Source organism: Streptomyces iranensis, assembly GCF_017874715.1.
Lineage (GTDB): Bacteria > Actinomycetota > Actinomycetes > Streptomycetales > Streptomycetaceae > Streptomyces > Streptomyces iranensis.
The window spans coordinates 116,857-136,096 of record NZ_JAGGLR010000003.1 but is presented as its reverse complement, the minus strand read 5'-3'; the positions used below and the strand labels follow the sequence as shown (position 1 = coordinate 136,096).

Annotated in this window: 19 protein-coding genes; 12 read left to right on the top strand and 7 right to left on the bottom strand. The window is 70.9% G+C overall.

Annotated elements, in window-relative coordinates; all coding sequences use genetic code 11:
- Positions 1 to 144: 144 nt before the first annotated feature.
- Positions 145 to 753 carry a 3'-5' exonuclease gene (locus tag J2Z30_RS06610; protein WP_044579587.1) on the top strand — a complete coding sequence of 203 codons (609 nt, stop codon included), beginning with the start codon at positions 145 to 147 and terminating at the stop codon, positions 751 to 753.
- Positions 754 to 1,018: 265 nt separating this feature from the next.
- Entirely contained in the window at positions 1,019 to 1,774 is a 756-nt protein-coding gene (locus J2Z30_RS06605; RefSeq protein ID WP_044579585.1) for a dienelactone hydrolase family protein, read from the top strand.
- A 55-nt stretch (positions 1,775 to 1,829) separates the two neighbouring features.
- Here the strand turns inward: J2Z30_RS06605 and J2Z30_RS06600 are convergent, their stop codons facing one another.
- Entirely contained in the window at positions 1,830 to 2,732 is a 903-nt protein-coding gene (locus J2Z30_RS06600) for a serine hydrolase (protein WP_044579583.1), read from the bottom strand.
- Positions 2,729 to 3,646 (bottom strand): LysR family transcriptional regulator, encoded by a 918-nt coding sequence (locus J2Z30_RS06595; protein ID WP_044579581.1) that lies wholly within the window; start codon positions 3,644 to 3,646, stop codon positions 2,729 to 2,731. The genes J2Z30_RS06600 and J2Z30_RS06595 overlap by 4 nt, the downstream gene beginning before the upstream one ends.
- Positions 3,647 to 3,817: 171 nt before the next feature.
- On the opposite strand from J2Z30_RS06595, the gene bla reads away from it, so the two are divergent.
- Positions 3,818 to 4,774, top strand: a complete 957-nt coding sequence (bla, locus tag J2Z30_RS06590; RefSeq protein ID WP_044579579.1) for a class A beta-lactamase — start codon at positions 3,818 to 3,820, stop codon at positions 4,772 to 4,774.
- Positions 4,775 to 4,786: 12 nt separating this feature from the next.
- On the opposite strand, the gene J2Z30_RS06585 is transcribed toward bla, so the two are convergent.
- Complete coding sequence (locus J2Z30_RS06585; RefSeq protein WP_044579577.1) at positions 4,787 to 5,548, bottom strand: sulfite exporter TauE/SafE family protein; 762 nt, start codon at positions 5,546 to 5,548, stop codon at positions 4,787 to 4,789.
- Positions 5,549 to 5,632: 84 nt separating this feature from the next.
- Here J2Z30_RS06585 and J2Z30_RS06580 point away from each other — a divergent pair, with 84 nt between their 5' ends.
- Positions 5,633 to 6,556, top strand: coding sequence for a LysR family transcriptional regulator (locus J2Z30_RS06580; RefSeq protein ID WP_044579575.1), 924 nt, complete (start codon positions 5,633 to 5,635; stop codon positions 6,554 to 6,556).
- A gap of 63 nt (positions 6,557 to 6,619) precedes the next feature.
- Here J2Z30_RS06580 and J2Z30_RS06575 read toward each other — a convergent pair whose 3' ends face one another.
- Positions 6,620 to 7,078, bottom strand: a complete 459-nt coding sequence (locus tag J2Z30_RS06575) for an RrF2 family transcriptional regulator (RefSeq protein WP_308279803.1) — start codon at positions 7,076 to 7,078, stop codon at positions 6,620 to 6,622.
- A gap of 169 nt (positions 7,079 to 7,247) precedes the next feature.
- Between J2Z30_RS06575 and J2Z30_RS06570 the strand changes: the two genes are divergently transcribed.
- A complete protein-coding gene (locus tag J2Z30_RS06570) occupies positions 7,248 to 8,366 on the top strand; it encodes an NADH:flavin oxidoreductase (RefSeq protein ID WP_044579571.1) in 1,119 nt (372 codons plus the stop codon).
- 162 nt (positions 8,367 to 8,528) lie between these two features.
- Here the strand turns inward: J2Z30_RS06570 and J2Z30_RS06565 are convergent, their stop codons facing one another.
- Entirely contained in the window at positions 8,529 to 9,872 is a 1,344-nt protein-coding gene (locus J2Z30_RS06565) for a cellulase family glycosylhydrolase (RefSeq protein ID WP_044582373.1), read from the bottom strand.
- Positions 9,873 to 10,032: 160 nt separating this feature from the next.
- Between J2Z30_RS06565 and J2Z30_RS06560 the strand changes: the two genes are divergently transcribed.
- Complete coding sequence (locus J2Z30_RS06560; protein WP_044582372.1) at positions 10,033 to 10,428, top strand: TraR/DksA family transcriptional regulator; 396 nt, start codon at positions 10,033 to 10,035, stop codon at positions 10,426 to 10,428.
- A gap of 100 nt (positions 10,429 to 10,528) precedes the next feature.
- Here J2Z30_RS06560 and J2Z30_RS06555 read toward each other — a convergent pair whose 3' ends face one another.
- Positions 10,529 to 11,455, bottom strand: a complete 927-nt coding sequence (locus J2Z30_RS06555) for an SDR family oxidoreductase (RefSeq protein WP_044579567.1) — start codon at positions 11,453 to 11,455, stop codon at positions 10,529 to 10,531.
- A gap of 213 nt (positions 11,456 to 11,668) precedes the next feature.
- Here J2Z30_RS06555 and J2Z30_RS06550 point away from each other — a divergent pair, with 213 nt between their 5' ends.
- Both J2Z30_RS06550 and J2Z30_RS06545 read left to right on the top strand, forming a co-directional pair.
- Positions 11,669 to 12,604 (top strand): D-alanyl-D-alanine carboxypeptidase family protein, encoded by a 936-nt coding sequence (locus tag J2Z30_RS06550; protein WP_044579564.1) that lies wholly within the window; start codon positions 11,669 to 11,671, stop codon positions 12,602 to 12,604.
- A gap of 220 nt (positions 12,605 to 12,824) precedes the next feature.
- Positions 12,825 to 13,787, top strand: a complete 963-nt coding sequence (locus tag J2Z30_RS06545) for an alpha/beta hydrolase fold domain-containing protein (RefSeq protein WP_044579562.1) — start codon at positions 12,825 to 12,827, stop codon at positions 13,785 to 13,787.
- A gap of 7 nt (positions 13,788 to 13,794) precedes the next feature.
- Here the strand turns inward: J2Z30_RS06545 and J2Z30_RS06540 are convergent, their stop codons facing one another.
- Positions 13,795 to 14,754: a LysR family transcriptional regulator gene (locus J2Z30_RS06540; RefSeq protein ID WP_078957105.1), complete on the bottom strand. Its 960-nt coding sequence runs from the start codon at positions 14,752 to 14,754 to the stop codon at positions 13,795 to 13,797.
- Positions 14,755 to 14,900: 146 nt separating this feature from the next.
- Here J2Z30_RS06540 and J2Z30_RS06535 point away from each other — a divergent pair, with 146 nt between their 5' ends.
- The 4 genes from J2Z30_RS06535 to J2Z30_RS06520 all read left to right on the top strand — a co-directional run bounded on the left by J2Z30_RS06535 (position 14,901) and on the right by J2Z30_RS06520 (position 19,122).
- On the top strand, positions 14,901 to 16,019 hold the full coding sequence (locus J2Z30_RS06535; protein WP_044579560.1) for a PrpF domain-containing protein: 1,119 nt from the start codon (positions 14,901 to 14,903) through the stop codon (positions 16,017 to 16,019).
- Complete coding sequence (gene dctA / locus J2Z30_RS06530) at positions 16,016 to 17,410, top strand: C4-dicarboxylate transporter DctA (RefSeq protein WP_044579558.1); 1,395 nt, start codon at positions 16,016 to 16,018, stop codon at positions 17,408 to 17,410. Before J2Z30_RS06535 ends, dctA begins: the two co-directional genes overlap by 4 nt.
- A gap of 207 nt (positions 17,411 to 17,617) precedes the next feature.
- A complete protein-coding gene (locus tag J2Z30_RS06525; RefSeq protein WP_044579555.1) occupies positions 17,618 to 18,445 on the top strand; it encodes an inositol monophosphatase family protein in 828 nt (275 codons plus the stop codon).
- 29 nt (positions 18,446 to 18,474) lie between these two features.
- Positions 18,475 to 19,122: an NADPH-dependent F420 reductase gene (locus J2Z30_RS06520; protein ID WP_044579554.1), complete on the top strand. Its 648-nt coding sequence runs from the start codon at positions 18,475 to 18,477 to the stop codon at positions 19,120 to 19,122.
- The last annotated feature ends 118 nt before the right edge of the window (positions 19,123 to 19,240 follow it).

Below are 19,240 nucleotides of genomic sequence, written 5' to 3'. Positions count from 1 at the left end.
GATATTTCGTACGTTGACCGTGAAATCGAACCTGACGGTAGGACTGGCGACCGTCGGCGTCAATGGCCGTGCACGGAGGAGTAGCCTCCTGCGCAGCGACTCGTACGGTTCGTTCGCCCCCACCGCACATCGAGGAGAGACCGTTTGTCGATGTTTGTCGTGTTCGACCTTGAGTTCACCACATGGCCGGAAGCACTCGAGCAGGACTGGTCGGAACCGGGGCAGCTTCGCGAAATCGTCCAGATCGGCGCGCTGCGCATCAGCACCGACTCCTCCGCTGACGCCTACTCCGTTGTCGAGGAATACGAGGCGCTGGTCAGACCGGTGGTCAATCCTCGGCTGTCCCCGTTCTTCACCGGCCTCACGGGCATCGACCAGCAGACCGTGGACCGCGAGGGAGTCGCCCCCGCCGAGGCGATCGGCGACTTCCTGGCCTTCTGCCGGGGGCAGTCCGCCCTCTCCTACGGCAATGACATGGTCGTCCTCGGGGAGAACGTGGGGTGGGCCCGAGCCCGCGGCGAGGAGGTCAAGAACGGCTTTCTCACCACCCCCTTCCTGAATATCCGGCCATGGCTGAACACCATCGCGCCGATAACGGCCTCGACCAATTCCGGTCGGCTGTGGGAAGCACTCGGCCTGCCCAAACCCGCGGCCGGCAAGGAGCATTCGGCACTCTTCGACTGCTATTCGATCGCCGCGGCGATCGAACACGTCCGCGCCGGTGGGGCCGCCCTGCCCGAGGGGTACCTCTAGGGAGCGCCCGGCGGACCATGCGGCGAAGCCGCATGGCAGGGGCTCCGCCCAGGCCCCGGGGTCTGGGGCGGAGCCCCAGTTTCGGGAAGGGGCGGGGAGGGGAACAGCCCGCCGCAGGTGGAGCGAATCGGCCATCGGCGGGAGTGGCGTCCGACGCGCCGACAGCGAGTGGCACGATGGGCCGGAGAGCCCGGAGATCTTGCTCGGCGGTGCTCGCGCGCCGTCCGGTGTGCATGGAATGTGCATGGAAGAAAGGAACCCCCACATGGCCGCAGTGCGCGGAACAGCCGTGGACATCCCCACCCAGGACGGCATCGCCGATGCCTATCTGGCCCATCCCGACGACACCGACCGCCATCCGGCCGTTCTGCTCTACATGGACGCGTTCGGCCTCCGGCCCCGTCTGCGGGGGATGGCCGACCGTCTGGCCGCGGCCGGTTACACCGTGCTGGTGCCCAACGTGTTCTACCGCCACGGGCGCGCTCCCGTGGTGGAGCTGCCCGACTTCCTCGACCCGGCGGCGCGTTCGGCGGTCTTCGAGCACATCGCCCCGATGGCGGGCGAGCTCACTCCCGAGCGTGCCATGCGCGACGCCGGCACCTATCTCGACTGGCTGGCCTCCTGCGCGCAGGCCACCGACGGGCCCGTGGGCCTCACCGGCTACTGCCTGGGCGCCGGGCTGGCCCTGCGGACCGCCGGAACGCACCCCGGTCGTGTCGCCGCGGCGGCCGGTTTCCACGGTGCCTACCTGGCCACGGAGGCGCCGGACAGCCCGCACACGGTGGCCGGGCAGGTCACCGCCGAGCTGTATTTCGGACACGCGGACCAGGACCACGCCCTTCCCCCCGAGCAGATCGAGCGCCTGGACAAGGCCCTCAACGAGGCCGGGGTCCGCCACCGCACCGAGGTCTACACGGGCGCTCAGCACGGCTACACCCAGGCCGACACCTCCGCCTACGACGCCGAGGCCGCCGAACGTCACTGGGAGGCCCTGCTCGACCTCTTCGGCCGCACTCTCTGACCGTGGTGGGCCATGGCTGGTGACCGGCCGCCCCGGGCTGGTCACCACCTCCGGCCTAGAGCTGCCGGAGGTGGTCCCGCAGAGTGCGGGCCACCTGCGCCATCAGGGCCTCGGCGCCGGGCTGGACATTGGCGGGCACCAGCGACTCGGTGAGCACGGCGACGGCGAACACCTGGCCGTCGGAGTGCTCGACGATCCCGATCTCATGGCGGAGGTTGAGGAGGGTGCCGGTCTTGGAGGACCAGGTGGTGGCGTCGGAGCTGAAGTCCGGGGCCAGCCGGTGCCGCAGCACGTTGTGGGCCATGAGGTCGCGTACGCGCAGCGCCACTTCGGGGTGGATTTTCGACGGTGTCCACAGTGCTTGGAGCAGTTCCACCCAGGCGCGCGCGCTGCCGGTGTTGGCTCGGGTGGTGTCGAGTTGCGGCACCCGATGGCCGCGGCCGCTGGTGCCGGCGTCGATGGCGAGGGCGTGGGCGAGATGCACCTGCGCGGCGTCGAAGCGCTCCACGGGAGTTTCGCTCAGTTCGCGCATACCGTGCCGGACGGTGATGCCACGCAGCCCGAGCTCATGGAGGATCTCGGCCACCTGGGCGGGCGGGGTGAGGTCGAACAGCGCGTCGGCCGCCGTTCCGTCGCTCACACAGGTGCTCAGATAGAGCAGATCGTCGACCGCGATCCGGACGGGGTGGCGGAACCGGCTCAGCCCGGTGGGGCCGGGCGTGGTGATCCGCCCGGGTGGCACATCGAGCATCGTGGCTCCGTCGAGCTCGCCACGCCGGACGCGCTCCATGGTGGCCAGTGCGAGCGGGACCTTGACCAGGGAGGCGGAGGGCAGCTGGGTGTCCGGGTCGATCCCCACCTCATCCCCCGTGTGGAGGTCCCGTACGAGCAGACAGCCATGCAGGCCGCCGTCGCGCAACTGCCCGCGCAGATCGCTCAGCAGCGCCTCGGTGCTCATGCCTCGGCTCCTTCCGCGGTGTCCGCCTGTGTACGCGATTCCCCGGTGCCCGCGCCGAGGCAGCGGGCGATGGCGCCGCCCAGGCGCCCTTCGAGGTGCTGGGGATTGCCGTCCGCCGCGGCGGCGAGGGCGAACCCCCGGCTGAGCGCGATCTCACCGATGGGCCGCCACTTCAGGGCGAGTTCCCCGGCCTGCGCGGGAGAGCACAGCAACAGGTCGCGGGTGCAGAGGACTTCGGCGGCGGCGGTCGTCAGATCGGTGGCGGCCACGAGTTGCGCGGGCCGCAGACCGACCGCGTCGCGCAACCTGGTGAGCGGGTCGCGGATGTGCGGCACATCGTCCTCCGGCTGGATCCATATCCGGCGGGCCGGGCCCCGAGCGGACCGGCCGACCCGCAACGTCTCGAGATAGACCCGCCGCACACCGGGATCCCGCACTCCGGCGAGCCCGAGCGGCACGGACCACGTGGCCTCGTCCGCGGGCACCGCGAGCAGGGCGGCCCGTACCTGCTGTGCGTGGATGAGCTCCAGGCGCCGCGCGGGCGCCGCCACGCGGAGATCGAGGGTGACCCCGTGCCCCCGCGCCTCGGCGACGAGGTGGGCGAGACCGGCCGTGGAGCAGATGCCGGGCACCGCGAGCCGCCATGGCTTGCGCTTGGCCGCCTCCGCCTCGTGCAGCAGCACATCGGCCGCCTGTACGAGCTGTCTGGCCACCGGGAGCATCTCCCGCCCGAACGGGGTGAGGACGGCGCGCCGCGAGGTGCGCTCGAAGAGCTGCTCCCCGAAGCGCTCCTCCAGCGCGGCCACGCGACGGCTGGCCACCGACTGCGACATCCGGGCGACGGCGGCCCCGACGGTGAAACTTCCCCGCTCGCTCACGCTGACGAACGCCCGGCACACTCCCACCAGATCCACAGCCGCACTTTATGCCAGATCAGCATGAAGAAGCGCATGAACGTATTGGACCGCATAGCCGCCCGACGGCGAGGGTGATCCCAACGCCATGACCACGGCCCGGAAGGGGGGCCCGGTCATCCCATCCCGTGTGCGCTCCGCATGACGGGGACCCAACCGGAGGTTCGGACCATGCGATTCACCCGTGCCCGGCACACCGCTGTCAGCGCGCTCGCCACGCTCGCGCTGCTCGTCCCGCTGACGGCCTGTAGCGAAGGGGATTCCTCGGACACGTCGGGGCCGTCGAGCTCCTCGTCCACCTCCGCCGAGAGGGCCGGTACGGCGAGTACGGGCGCGGACGCGAAGGCGGCCACCGGCGAGTTCAAGAAGCTGGAGCGTTCCTACGACGCGCATCTGGGGGTCTACGCGATCGACACCGGCACCGGACACGAGGTGGCGTACCGCGATGGCGAACGGTTCGCCTTCGCCTCCACGTTCAAGGCGCTGGCCGCCGGTGCCGTGCTGCGGAAGTACAAGCTGAGCGGGCTGGACCGGGTGATCCGGTACTCCAAGGACGATCTGGTCGACTACTCCCCGGTGACCGAGAAGCACGTGGACACCGGGATGAGCCTGGGCGCGCTGTGCGACGCCGCCGTCCGCTACAGCGACAACGCGGCGGCGAACCTGCTCCTCGACGAGCTCGGCGGGCCCAAGGGGCTCGACGCCACCCTCGAGAAGCTCGGCGACGACGTCATCCAAATGGAGAACATCGAGCCGGAGTTGAGCCGATGGGTGCCGGGCGAGACGCATGACACCAGCACCCCGCGGGCGATGGCCAAGGACCTGCGCGCGTTCGTCCTCGGCGATGTCCTCGGCAAGGGAGAGCGCGCACAGCTCACGAAGTGGCTGCGGACCAACACCACCGGGGACGAGCTCATCAGGGCCGGAATGCCCAAGGGCTGGCAGGTCGGCGACAAGACCGGAAACGGCAGCTACTACGGCGCCCGCAACGACATCGCCGTGGTGTGGCGGCCCGACGCCGCTCCCCTCGTGGTGGCGATCATGTCGTACCGCGGTGACAAGGACACCCCGTTCGACAATAAGCTGATCGCGGACGCGGCGTCCGTGGTGGCCGACACGATGTCGTAACGGGCCGCGTCCTCAGCCCCGCAGGAAATACAGGACGGTCATGGTCACGGCGGTGGTCAGGATGACGCCCCGCAGCAGCCACGCGGGCAGACGGCGGGCGATCCGCGCCCCGGCCACACCACCGGCCACCGCCCCGACCAGCATGGCGGCGAGCAGACGCGGTGCGCCCAGCGCGTCCGAGGCGATCAGGAACAGTCCGGTCGCGCTGAGGTAGATGGCCGTGATCTGGGCCACCCGCATCGGATTGCCGGTCGAGGTGTCGAGGCCGAGGCCGATGCTCCACACGGCCAGCATCATGATGCCTACGGCACCGCCGAAGTATCCGCCGTACACGGCGAGGAGGAACTGGCCGACCAGGACGGCCCGGGGGCTCATGCCGACTGCATGGCCCCTCGCCTCGCTCACCGCCCGGGAGACGCGGCGCCCGAAGGCGAGGACCACCGTGGCGAAGGCGAGCAGCCAGGGCACCGCGGCGTCGAACGACACCGCGGGCAGCGCCAGCAGCAGACCGGCACCGAGCCCGCCACCGATCACACTGACCGCCGTCAGGGCCCGCGTGGACGTGTCCCCGACCGGGGCCAGATCGCGCCGGTACACCCACGCGCTGGCCACGCTCCCGGGGACGAGGGCCACGGTCGAGGACGCGTTCGCCGTCACGGGGGACAGACCGGCCGCCACCAGGGCGGGGAGCGCCACGAACGTGCCCCCGCCCCCGATGGCGTTCAACGCCCCGGCGGCCACACCCGCCAGCAGAACAAGCACTGTCTCGGACACCCGCCGAGCATCGCCCCATGGCCCGTGGGTCCACAATGCGTGATCCGCGTAGCCGCCCCAAGGCTCTGCCTTAGGCTCTTCAGGGTGCGGTATGACCTGGACGACCTGCGGCTCTTCCTTCACATCGTGGCGGAGGGCTCGATCACGGCGGGCGCTCGCCGGATGCATCTGAGCCTCCCGTCGGCCAGCGCGCGGGTGCGCTCGCTCGAGCACCACGCGGGCGTGGACCTGCTGATCCGCGGACGGCGGGGCGTGCGTCCCACCCCGGCGGGGACGGCACTGGCCCGCCACGCACGGGACGTGCTCGACCGGACGGCGCGGCTGGAAAGCGCCGTGGCGAGCTACGCCCGGCCGCCGACCGCCCCGCTGGCCTTGCTGGCCGGTGGCTCCGCGATGCACCGGCTGGTGCCACGGGCCCTGGTCTCGTTCCTCCGCGCACACCCGGACGTCGATGTCGAGGTGTCCGAAAGCCGCACCCCGCGCACCGTGCGGATGCTCGCCGACGGCGAGGCGGACCTGGGCGTCGTCCTCGACCGCGAAGCCCGCGACTGCGGTCTCACCACGGAGCCCCTCGGCGACGACTCACTGGTGGTGATCGGCCAGTGCGGCGGGATCCTCGCGGGGCGCACCGAGGTCACCTACAGCGAGGTGGCCGAGCATCCGCTCGTGGGGCTCGACGCCGGATCCTCGCTGCGACGCTCGATCGAGAAGAACCTGGGTCCGCACGCTCCGGCGGTGCGCTACCGCACCACCGTCGGCCACCTCAACACCCTGGTCGCCCTCGCGGCCGCCGGTGTCGGACTCGCCGTCGTGCCACGCCGGGCCATCGCCCCGTACCATCCACTCGACGTGTGCGACCTCCGCGATCCCTGGGCGCGCCGCCACCATCTGCTGGCCTGGGGAACGAAGGCCCGCGCCTCGTCCGCCGCCACCGCGGCACTCGCCGAACATCTGCGCCGCGCGGCCATGTCCGAGCCGGACGGGGGCGATGGCCTTCCGGCCCAGTAGGGTGCCGTCCCCGGGAGCGGCAGCCGATGAGGAGCCGGCACGGCCACGTCGGTCCGGATCGGATCAGCCCTGCCGGGCGTGGCCTGTGCAGAGGCTGCGCAGTTCATCCACGCCGTCCGCGAGCGTGCGGTCGCCCAGCGATTCGAGGACCGCTTCCTCGGCCTCGGCGGTGAGCGTGGCGAAGTACTCACCGGCGTGCGCGGTCACCGGGCACACGGGCTCCGCCCCCGGCGAGGGGGCGAACAGGGGCTTGTCGCCGACGGCACAGCGGTAGATCTCGGCCAGGGTGATCCGGTCGGTCGGCCGCCCCAGCCGCGCCCCACCGGTACGGCCCTTGGCGCAGACGACCAGCCCCTCGTCCGTCAGCGGGACGAGGAGTTTCCGGACCAGGCTCGGGTTGGCGTTGAGTTTGTGGGCCAGCTCGGCGGAGCTCAGCGGCCCGGACCCGTTCTCGGCGGCCACGGCGAGGAACAGCATCACCTGGAGCGCACGCGAGAACCGGATGTCCAGCACCTTCGCCACCTCCGCCAGCGGATCGGGGCACAGCCTACTCGACGGCGCCGTTCCGCCCTCGCCCAAAAAGCAATCGATACAGTTGCAGTTTACGCCATGAAAACTGTACCTTTCAGACTCACACTTTCGAGGCTCCGGGGGAAGCCTCCTCGTAGCGACACGTCTGGAGAGCGACACAGTGAACACCCGCCTGGCCACGGCACTATCCCGCCCGTTCACACTGGGTTCGGCCAAGCTGCCGAACCGGATAGCCATGGCGCCCATGACCCGTGGGCACTCCCCCGACGGCATCCCCGGTGCGGATGTCGCCGCGTACTACGCGCGACGGGCGGCGGCGGGGACCGGCCTGATCATCACCGAGGGCACCACCGTCGACCACCGGTCCGCCGGTTATATCGACGGCGTCCCCCGGTTCCACGGCGAGGAGCAACTGGCCGGATGGCAAAAGGTCGTTGACGCCGTGCACACCCACGGTGGCGCGATCATGCCCCAGCTCTGGCACGTGGGCATACAGCGCACCGCGGGAGCGCCGCCGTTCCCCGACGCCCCGTCCGTGGGCCCGTCCGGGATCGCGCTGGACGGCACACCCGGGGCGGGCGAGACGATGACCCTCACCGACATCGACGACGTCATCGACGCCTTCGCGAAGGCCGCGCGGGCGGCCGAGGAGATCGGCTTCGACGGCGTGGAGCTGCACGGCGCGCACGGCTATCTCATCGACCAGTTCCTGTGGGAGCGCACCAACCGGCGCACCGACACCTACGGCGGCGATCCGGCCTCCCGGACCACGTTCGCCGCCGACCTCGTGGCCGCCATCCGCGAGCGGGTCGCGCCCGACTTCCCCGTGGTCCTCCGGTTCTCCCAGTGGAAGTCCGACAACTACGACGTCCGGCTCGCCGAGAACCCCAAGGAGCTGGAAACCGTGCTCACGCCGCTGGCGGAGGCCGGGGTCGACGCGTTCCACGCCTCCGGGCGGCGCTACTGGCAGCCGGAGTTCCCCGACACGGGATCGGATCTGAACATCGCCGGATGGACGAAGAAGGTCACCGGCAAGCCGGTCATCACCGTCGGCTCGGTCGGCCTGGACAGCGCATTCCACCCCGGCTCCCTCTCCGGCGCCAACGCGGCCGTGGAGTCCATCGACCGGCTCCTGGAGCCTCTGGAGCGGGACGAATTCGACCTCGTCGCGATCGGCCGCGCACTGCTCGCCGACCCCGAGTGGGCCGACAAGGTCCTGAACGGCCGGGTGAGCGAGCTCACCCCGTTCAGCCGGGACGCGGTGAAGTCCCTGCACTGAGTGCTCGCGCTGATCCACGCGCTGATCCACGCGCCGATTCACGCACCGACGGGAACGGCGCCGGCCAGCACGGGGGGGATCTGGCCGACGCCGGGCACGGGGTTGCGCGTAATTAGTTTAACATTCCACGACTGCCTCACATTCCCGGTGCCCTCCCCGGCGCTAGCCGGTGGCGCAGGCGCCGCCGTTGAGGGTGAAGGCGGTCGGCGCGGCGTTGGTGGCGCCCTTACCGGCGGTGAAGCCGAGGGTGACCGACCCACGGGCGGGGATGGTGGCGGTGTACGAGGCGGGGGTGATGGTCACCGCGGCACCGCTCTGCCGCGGCGCGCCTCCCCACATGTTGGTGATGGTCTGACCGTTGGCGAAGCTGAATCCAAGGGTCCAGCCGGTGAGCGCGGCGGTGCCGGTGTTACGGATGGTGATCTCGCCCTGGAAGCCACCGCCCCATTCGCCCGCCACCCGGTAGCCGACCGAGCAGCCGGAGCCGGAGCCGCCGCCGTAGACGGTGGCCTCGCGGGAGGTCTCGGCGATGCCGTCGGGGCCGTCGAAGACGCGCTTGCCCCAGTCGGTGAGCCTGGCCGGGTCGAAGTCGGTGGCCAGGTCCAGGATGGGATCGGTGTTGCCGCTCCAGGACCAGGCCAGATAGCCCAGCTTCAGCCGCTGGGCGGTGGCCATCATGGTGTTCTCGTCCGGATCGCCCCACTGGTCGGCGGGGCCGCCGAACTCGCCGATGAGGATGGGCAGCCCGGCGTCCACGAAGGCGTTCAGATAGTCGGTGATCTCCTGCGCCGTGTCATAGACGCTGTACATATGGATCGAGAAGATCAGGTTGCCGGTGGAGTCGGCGTCGTAGACGGTCCGCGCGTTGGTGCGCATCACGTTCTGCAGGTCCTGCCCCCAGTTGGGGGCGTCCACCATGATGGTGTGCTGGAACCCCGCGTTGCGCAGCTTCTGGACGGCGGCGACGGTGGGTGCGGTCCAGCCGGCCGGGTCGGTGTTGCCCCACGGTTCGTTGCCGATGTTGACGATGACGTAGTCCTCCTGGCCGGTGAGCACGCCCTTGAGGCCGATCCAGTAGTCGGCCGCCTGGTCGAGCGTGGCCGCCGCGGCATCCTCGCCGTAGCCGGTGGTGTCGTGCACTTCCAGCACGCAGATGAGCCGGTTGGCCTTGCACTGGGCGATGATGGCGGCCACGTCCTCGGGGCTGTTCCTGGTCCAGCGGTGTCCGTTGGAGAGGACGACCCGGACGGTGTTGGCGCCCAGGGCCTTGATGTCGGCCAGCGACCGCGTCTCGCCCGGATACCAGGTGTGGGCGTGGTTGACACCGCGCATGACGAATTCGTTGCCGTTGCCCTCCAGCAGGCGGCCGTCGCCGATGTGCAGGCCCGCGGCCACGGGGGCCTGTCGGCGGGCCGGCTCGGCATGGGCGGTCCGGCCGAGACCCGCGATCCCGAAGAGGCTGACCAATAAGGCCAGTAAGGCGGCCAAGGATCTCTTCCGTCTCATCATGACTCCAAGGAGTGAGCGCGTGATGGCGCCCGTACGGTGGACGCACGGTCGATTTGGGAGCGCTCCCATCCATTGCATCGAGCCCGGGAGCCGTCAAGACCTCCGGGGAAGGCCGACAACCGGAATGCGGACCGGGCGCGCCGCGGTTATGCCGGGCATGAGCGATTCATCCGGTGATGGTGATGCCGCTTTCCCTCCGGCCGGGCGCGAAGCCATCCGCGAACGGCTGGCGGCCGAGCGTGCCGAGACCAGTGCGCGGATCGCTGCCCTGAACCGTGAATTCGACGCGATCGTCGCGTCGAACGCCCTGGTGGCAGTGGATGACGAGCACGACCCGGAGGGGTCGAGCACCGCCTTCGAGCGAGCCCATGTCGCCGCCTTGCTGGCCCAGGCCCGCGATCATCTGACCGCCCTGGACGAGGCGCTGGAACGGCTGGACCGAGGCGCCTACGGACGGTGCGAGCTGTGCGGCGAGCCGATCCCGGCGGAGCGCCTGGAGGCGCGTCCCTCGGCGACCACCTGCGTACGCTGCGCGACCGCGCACCCCCGCTGAGCGGCTGGGGGCCGGGCGGAGGGGCGCTCGGTGGGCGGCCGCCTGCGGCCAGGGAGGCCGCGCCCCGACCCAGGGAGACCGCACCCCAGCCCCGGCCGTTTCAGGCCGCGGACCAGCTGTCGGGTTGCGAGCCGTCGGTGTCGGTGAATCCGTACTCCCGGGCGAGCTCGGCCGAGCTCACCGATCGCTGGTTCCACCTCGCCCGGCCGGGGTCGGCAGCCAGCGCGGCGATGGCGCGGCCGACGTAGCGCGGCGACTCGGAGGACGCGAAGGCTTCGGGGGCGGTCGGGCGGCCCTCGCCACGGCCCGGGAGCAACGCGTCGCGCCAGTTGTCCTCGCCGACGCCGTACGCGTCCAGCATCATCTCCGAGCGCAGCCAGCCCGGTGTGATGGCGACCGCCGTCGCCCCGTGCGGCGCCAGCTCGTGGCCCTGGGAAAAGGCCAGCCGGTTCACCGCGGTCTTCACCAGGTCGTAGAAGACCGAGATGCGGTACCGGTCGGCGTTGTACGCGGCGGTGCCGTCGGTCATCTCCACGAGCAGGCCACCCGGCTTGCCGATCAGCAGGGGCAGCAGGTGGTGGGAGGTGATCAGGTGGGTGTCGAGCCCGAGCCGGAGGATGCGCAGTCCGTCCTCGAGGCTGTGCTCCCAGATCGGGGTGTTCCAGTCGGCGGGCCCGCCCTTGAGCCGCTCGGCGCCCCAGATGTCATTGACCAGCACATCGATGCCGCCGTGATCGTGGCGGATGCGCTCGGCGAGCCGCCCGACCTGCCCGGGGTCGAGGTGGTCGGTCCGTACGGCGACACCGGTGCCACCGAGCCGCGTGACGAGCTCGGCCGTCTCCTCGATCGTCTCGGGCCGGTCGTAGTCCGACCCGCCCCTGCCCGACACACTGCTGCGTCCGGTGCAGATGACGGTCGCGCCGGCCTCCCCCAGCGCTGCCGCGATACCGCGCCCGGCGCCACGGGTCGCCCCGGCCACCACGGCGACACGTCCGCGCAGCGCATCGTGATCGAGTGTCCGGTTCACACCATGAGTGTGGCAGATCGTGGATCGGCGGGCGCGCGTTCAGGGCCGCACTTGGCTGCCCCGAACCCGCCATCGAGTCAACAGCGGTGGTCCGGACACTAGTTGTTTCCCCAAAGACACCGCGTGTCCGCCACCCCGGAGCATGGCCGATTTTCGCCTGGTGAGACGATGCGCTCGCCCGAAACACACCTCAACAAGCGAAACGGAGGGCGAATGCATAAACGTCGTGGAACCGTGACCCGCCGCTGGAGAGTCGCGGCGGTCGCGTCCACGGTGGTCGTAGCGATCGCGGTCCCGGTGGCAATGGCCCAGGCTTCGGCCGAACCGCCACCGGAGGTCAGCGCCAAGGGCGCGTACCTGCTCGACACCGGTTCCAACAAGGAGCTGATGGCCAAGGACGCCGACACCAAGCGTCCGATGGCGAGCACCACGAAGATCATGACTGCCCTCGTGGTGCTCGACTCCCGAGGCCTGGACCTCAACAAGCAGGTCACCATCAAGCAGGAGTACCGCGACTATGTGACCAAGTCCGGTGCCAGCACGGCGGACCTGCAGACCGGCGACAAACTCACCGTCAACCAGCTGCTGTACGGGTTGATGCTGCCGTCGGGCTGCGACGCGGCGATGGCGCTGGCCGACACGTTCGGCACCGGCGACACCACCGCCGAGCGGACCAAGTCGTTCATCTCCAAGATGAACGCGAAGGCGCAGGACTTGGGGCTGACCAACACCAAGTACGACTCCTTCGACGGTGTCTCGGCCGACGCCGACAACTACTCGACGCCCCATGACCTGGCGCAGCTGACTCGGCGCGCCATGGAGAACGCGACGTTCGACACGGTTGTCAAGTCGGTGTCCACCAAGCAGGAGGCACCGGCGGCCAACGGCCACACCCGGTACTACTCCTGGGACAACACGAACACGTTGCTGGGTTCGTACCAGGGCGCGATCGGCGTCAAGACCGGGACCACCACCCCTGCCGGTCCCTGCCTGGTGTTCGCCGCCAAGCGCGGCGACAAGACGGTCGTGGGAGTCATCCTCAACGACGCGGACCGCTACCCGGACGCGAAGAAGATGCTCGACTGGACGTACGACACCACCACCGAGGTGAAGTGGCGCCAGCTTCCCAAGGACGCTCAGCGGGACTGATCCACAAGCCCCGTGAGGCGACAGCGCGGTGCCCCGGCCGGACTCGTTCCGGCCGGGGCACCGGTGCTCGGGGCCCGGCGGACCGGGCGGCGCTGAGGGGCTTCGTTCCTCAGCGCCTTCGTCCCGTTCGCCCGGCCTCTGTACCGGGCCTCAAGTGCAACTCGGCAGTCTGTGAGGAAAGTTGGGGCAGCGGCCCCGACGCCCTCGAACGGAGCCGACCATGGCCTTCACCCTCGACCCTGAGCTCGCCGCGGTTCTCCAGGCCCTCGCGGAACAGAGCGACCCCACTCCCCCGCCCGAGCGCGACGACTGGCGGACGCTGCGCGCCAGGGGCACGGCCTCGATGCGGTGGATGGCCTCACTGCTCCCGGCGTACCCGTCCGGCTATCCGCTGGTGAAGGCGTCCTCGCACAAGGTGCGGTCCGCGGACGGGGCGGAGATCCTCGTCCGCTGGTACGAGAAGGCCGAGTCCGCGCCGGGTTCCGCGGTCGTCTACGCCCATGGCGGCGGGATGATCGCCGGAAGTGTCGATCTCTATGACTCCGTGGTCGCCGGATATGTCCAGGCCACCGGGGTGCCGTTCCTGTCCGTGGACTACCGTCTGGCCCCCGACGCGGCCACCGGCACCGGCACCGTGGAGGATGTGTTCGCCGCGCTGATCTGGCTGGGCGAGCAGGCGCCCGAGCTGAGGGTCGATCCCCGCCGCATCGCCGTCATGGGCGACAGCGCCGGGGGCGGGCTCGCGGCGGGCGTGGCGATCCTCGCCCGTGACCGGGGCGTTCCGCTTGCCCGCCAGGCCCTGCTGTATCCCATGCTCGACGACCGCACTCTCACCCCGGATCCCCGGCTGACCCCCTATGTGGCCTGGACCTGGGACGACAACTGGACCGGCTGGCACGCCCTGCTGGGCGCGGAGTTCGGCACCGACGACGTCCCGCCGCAGGTGGCGCCCGCGCGCGTCGCCACCGTCGAGGGCCTGGCACCCGCCTATGTCGAGGTCGGAGAGCTCGACATCTTCCGCGCGGAGGCCGTCACCTACGCCCAGCGGCTCGCCGACGCCGACATCCCCACCGAACTGCATCTGCACAGCGGGGCCATCCATGAGTACGACCGCCTCGCCCCCGCCTCCCGGCTTGCCCGCCGGGCCTTGGAGGACCGCAGGCGGGTGATCTCCTCGCTGTGAGGGCCCGTCATGAGCCGGAGCGGGGATCGGGCACCACCGCTCGTCCGCCCGCGTCCGGCGCGTCGGTCCGCCGGGCCGCGGCGCTCTCCCGCAGCGAGCCGAGGAACGCCCCGGCGGTGGGGGTGAGGGCGTGGTCGGCCATGCGCACGAGCAGGATCCGGCGCACCGGCGCGGGCGGCCGCAGCGGCAGCACGCTGACGCCGGGGCGGATGCCCTCCAGGGCCAGGGTCGGGGCCAGCGCCACGCCCAGACCGGCGGCCACCAGGCCTTGCGCCTCCTGGTAGTCGTGTGCCTCGTAGGCGATCTGCGGTTCGAAACCGACCGCCCGGCAGCTGCGCACCAGGGCCTCGGCCACCGGATGGCGGTCGGCACGGGTGATCCACGAATCGTCGGCGAAATCGGCGAGGGTGGCGTCGGTACGGGTGGCCAGCGGGTGCCGGTCGCCGACGAGGAGGGCGGGCGGATCGTCGAGGAGCGGGGTGATGTCCACGTCCTCGCGGTCGATGCGGCACCAGTCGTAGTCCCACATCAGCGACATCTCGATCTCCCGGCTCTCCAGCATCGACCACAGGCCCGCGATACGGGCGCTGCGCACGGTCAGCCGTACGTCCGGGTGGGTGTCGCGGAAGGCGATGACGGCGGGCGGCAGCAGCGAGGCGCCGACGGTGGGGAAGGTGCCGATGCGCAGCGTGCCCGCGCGGAGCCCCGCGAAGTCGGCGAGCTCACTCTCAGCGGCCTTCAGCTCACGGGCGATCCGCTCCCCCCGGTCGGCCAGGGCGCGCCCGGCGTCGGTGAGGGTGACACCCCGTGCGTGGCGGTCCAGCAGCGGCTGGCCGGCCTCCGTCTCCAATCGGCTGACCTGCTGGGACACCGCTGATGGCGTGTAGTTCAGGGCGCGGGCGGTGGCCGTCACGGAGCCGCGCCGGGCCACCTCGGCGAAGAGCAGAATGCGCCGGACGTCCAGCACGACATCACCTCAAGCCTTCAGTTCTGCTTAATACCCCTACAGATTTCCGAGATTGTACTTCACGCTGCGGTAACACACCGTAGATGCCACCGCCCACGGAGGAGCCGTCGGCGGGGTGTCGATTCCACGGCCATGGGGAGTCCGTTGTGTTGCGTCTGCAGGGCGAGATGATCCGCGGGGGTACCAGCAAGTGCTGGATCTTCGACCACCACGATGTGGTGGCCACCGGAGTGGATGCCGACACCCTGCTGCTCGCCGCCTTCAACGCGGCCGACCCCCGCCAGATCGACGGGGTGGGCGGCGCCTCGTCCACCACCTCCAAGGCCGCGATCGTCCAGCTGTCGGACGTGGCGGGCGTCGATGTCTGCTACGCCTTCGCGCAGGTGGGCATCGGCGATGAGCGGGTGGAGTGGACCAGCAACTGCGGCAACTGCGCCACCGCGGTCGCGCTGTACGCCGTCCACCGCGGTCTGGTGCCGATCACCTCGGACACCACCACCGTCCGCATGCTCAATGTGAATACCGGGGCCCGCCTCACCGGCACCATCCCCACCCCCGGCCCGACCGCGCCCGACGAGGGCACCGCCGTGGTGCCCGGCACCGAGGCGCTCGGGGTGCCGGTCCTGCTGGGTTTCCAGGACCCGGCCGGGTCCACCACCGGCCGTGCCCTGCCCACCGGCCGCCCCCTGGACACCCTGACCGGGCCGGACGGCCCCGTCGAAGCCTCGCTCGTGGACGCGGGCGCGCCCGCCGCGCTCTTCGACGCCAAGGCGTTCGGCCTCGACGGCTCCGAATCCCCGGCCGCGTTCGCCACCGTGGTGCCCGCGCTCACCGTGCTGCGCCGCAAGGCGGCGCTCGCCATGGGGCTGGTCCGCGAGGACGCCCCGGTCAGCCACGCGGTGCCCAAGGTCGGTGTCGTCGGCGGCCCCGTAACATATCGCACCACCCACGGTCACCTGGTCACTCAGGACCAGTACGACGTGGCCGTGCGCATGGTCTCCATGCACGCCCCGCATCCGGCGATCGGCCTCACCTCCGCCGTCGCCCTGGCGACGGCCGCCGCGACCCCCGGCACCCTCGCCCACCGCGTCACGCGGCAGACCGCCGATGGCACGCTGCGACTGGGCACCCCCGCGGGCGTCATCACCGCCCGAGCCGTCCCCGCACCGGACGGCGCGTCCCCCACGGTGCTCCTGCACCGCGCCGCCCGGCGCATCGCCCGAGCCGAACTTCTCGTTCCCGTCCCGGAAGGACGCCCCGTATGAGCCGCAACGCCGCAGCGCCGGGCACCGTCGCCGCCCCCGACCGGCCCGGCCGCATCCGCCTGCTGCTGTCCCGCCTCTATGTCCAGTGCCTGCTCGCGGTCCTCGCCGGGGTCGTCGTCGGTTCGCTGTGGCCCTCCTTCGGGGCGGAGCTGAAACCGCTGGGAGACGGTTTCGTCGCGCTGGTGCGGATGATGATCGCGCCGATCATCTTCTGTACGGTCGTCCACGGCATCGCCGCCATGAGCGACCGCAGAACGGTCGGCCGGGTGAGCCTCAAGGCCCTGGTCTACTTCGAGATCCTGACCACCATCGCCCTGGTCATCGGCCTGGTCGTGGTCAACGTCGTACGGCCCGGCAGCGGACTGCACGTCGATGTCTCCACCCTCAGCACCGACAGCCTCCCGGCCGAGGCGACCCAGGCCCATGAGAGCTTCGCGGACTTCGTCCTCAGCACCATCCCGGACACCCTCGTCTCCGCGCTGACCGGCGAGGAGATCCTGCCGGTGCTGTTGGTGGCGGTCCTGTTCGGCTTCGGTCTGCAGGCCAGTGGCGAGGCCGGGGCGAGCATCGCCGCGGGCATCGAGAAGCTCTCCACGGTGCTGTTCCGGCTCATCCGCTGGATCATGCGGCTGGCCCCGATCGGCGCCTTCGGCTCGATGGCCTTCACCATCGGCAACTACGGCCTGGGCACCCTGCGCCATCTTGCCCTGCTGGTCGGCTCGTTCTGGCTGACCGCGCTCTTCTTCGTCCTGGTGGTCCTCGGCGGGGTGATGCGCCTGGGCGGCCTGCGCCTGCTGCCGTTCCTCCGCTACATCAAGGAGGAGTTGCTGATCGTGCTCGGCACCTCGTCCACCGAACCGGTGCTGCCGCGCATGATGGCCAAGCTGGAGCACGCGGGCGCCTCGAAGCCCGTCGTGGGCATCACCCTGCCCGCCGGGTACTCCTTCAACCTCGACGGAACCGCCATCTACCTCACGATGGGTTCGGTGTTCCTCGCCCAGGCGGTGGGGGTCGACCTCAGCCTCACCCAGCAGCTGACCATGCTCGCCGTCATGCTGCTCACCTCCAAGGGCGCGGCGGGGGTGACCGGTTCGGGCTTCGTCGCCCTGGCCGCCACGCTCAGCGCCGTCCCCCATGTCCCGGTGGCGGCCCTCGCGCTGATCTTCGGCATCGACCGGTTCATGTCCGAGGCGCGGGCCCTGACCAGCCTGGTGGGCAATGGTGTCGCCACCTTGGCCGTGGCCCGCTGGGAGGGGCAGCTGGACGAGGCCCGGACCCGGGCGGTGCTCCGGGGCGACCTGCCCTTCAACCCCGATGACACGGCCACCGACGACCTCGTTCCCGAGGAACCGGCGGGATCGCCCCGCGAACCCGTCCCCGCCATCGGCTGACCACGCCGCCACCTGGCCAACCACCCGGGCCGAAGCGAACGCTTCGGCCCGGGTGTCGCTTGTCGGCCCGCGTCTTCCGTTGCACGCGGGTAAACCCAGCAGTGCCATATGTGCAATTGCCGTCATCGGCGAGGGTGCCTACGGTCGAGACACCGACGGCGAAGCGCGCGCCAAGCCTCCCCCTCTCTCACCATCGCGGGAGCACTCATGTCCACGTCCACCGGCACCACGACCTCCGGAACCGGCCTCGACGCCACTTTGCTCACCCGGGTCACCGAGACCGTCCGCACCGCCGGTGACCTGCTGCGGGAGCGCCACACCCCACACGCCCGCGGGGTGGAGCTCGACGAGATCGTCGCGGAGATCCACGCCAACGACGACGCGGTGCTGAACATCCTGAAGGAGCCGCTGATGGCCGCCAGGCCCGGTGCGCGCTGGGCCGAGGACGAGCTGGCGGGCGGTGCGCTGCCGCCGGGCGAGTGGTGGATCGTCGACCCGGCCGAGGGCAACATCAACCATGTGCACGGCATGTCCGACTGGGCCGTGACCGCCACCCTCGTCCGCGACAACCACCCGGTGCTCACCGCCGTCCACCTTCCGCTGACCGGCGACTGGTACACCGCGGTGGCCGGTCACGGCGCCCGGCTGAACGGCACGCCCCTGCGGGTGTCGGCCAAGACGGACCTGGGCGCGGCCCTGGTCGGCACGGGCCAGGCCCGGCCGGGCGAGGACGAGCACACCTTCCACCGGATCGGCGCGTCGGTCACCGGGATGCTGATCCGCGGTCTCGTCGTCCGGGTCTCCGTGCCCGCCACCCTCCAGCTGATCCATGTGGCCGCCGGGCGCATGGACGCGTTCTGGCAGTTCTCCGATGTGCGCTCGGGTCTGGTGGCCGGCGCGCTGCTGGTCGCCGAGGCCGGTGGCACCGTCACCGACACCCGGGGCAACCCCTGGGACCTGGCCGGCGATGACTTCCTGGCCACCGCCCCCGGCATCCACGCCGAGGCCGTCTCCGTCCTGTCGCCCATCGCCTGACCACCCGCCCCGGCAAGGAGTTCACTCGCATGACCAGCATCGGCATCCTCGGCACCGGACGCGTCGGCAGCGGGCTCGCCCGCGCACTCGCCGCCGCCGGCCACCAGATCACCCTCGGCCACCGGCAGCCGCCCCAGGAGACCCCGGCCGACGAGACCGGCGCCGTTCCACAGCCGCGCCACGCCGACCAGCGCACCACCGCCGCCACCACCGGCATCGTCATCAACGCCACCCCGGGCGACACGGCTCTGGAACGCCTCTCCGCCCTGCGCACCGAGTTGGCGGGCAAGATCCTCATCGACGTCTCCAACGCCACCCGTCACACGCCCGACGGGCTCCCCTCGGACCTGTGCTATCCCGGCAGCAGTCTGGCCGAGCGGCTCCAGCGGGCCCTGCCCGCGACCCGGGTGGTCAAGACCCTCAACACCATGCTCTTCCCGGTCATGACCGCCCCCGCCGAGCTGTCCACCCCGCCCACCGGCTATCTCTCCGGCGACGACGCGGACGCCAAGACCATCACCGCGGGCCTTCTCGGCGACCTCGGCTGGAAGCCGGAGTGGATCGAGGATCTGGGTGACATCACCACCGCCCGTGCCACCGAAGCCCTCGTGCTGCTGGTTCCCCATGTGCTGCGCCGCCATGGATTCCGGCCGTTCGCCGTCTCCCTGGCCCGCTGATCGCCCCGCACCTCCGGCACCGCGGGGACGTGTCGTACCACACGCTGTAAAACATGCCCTCGCGCATCGATAGAACCTGAGACCGGCATCGATCGTCTTCTCTTCCGAACAGCCGCCG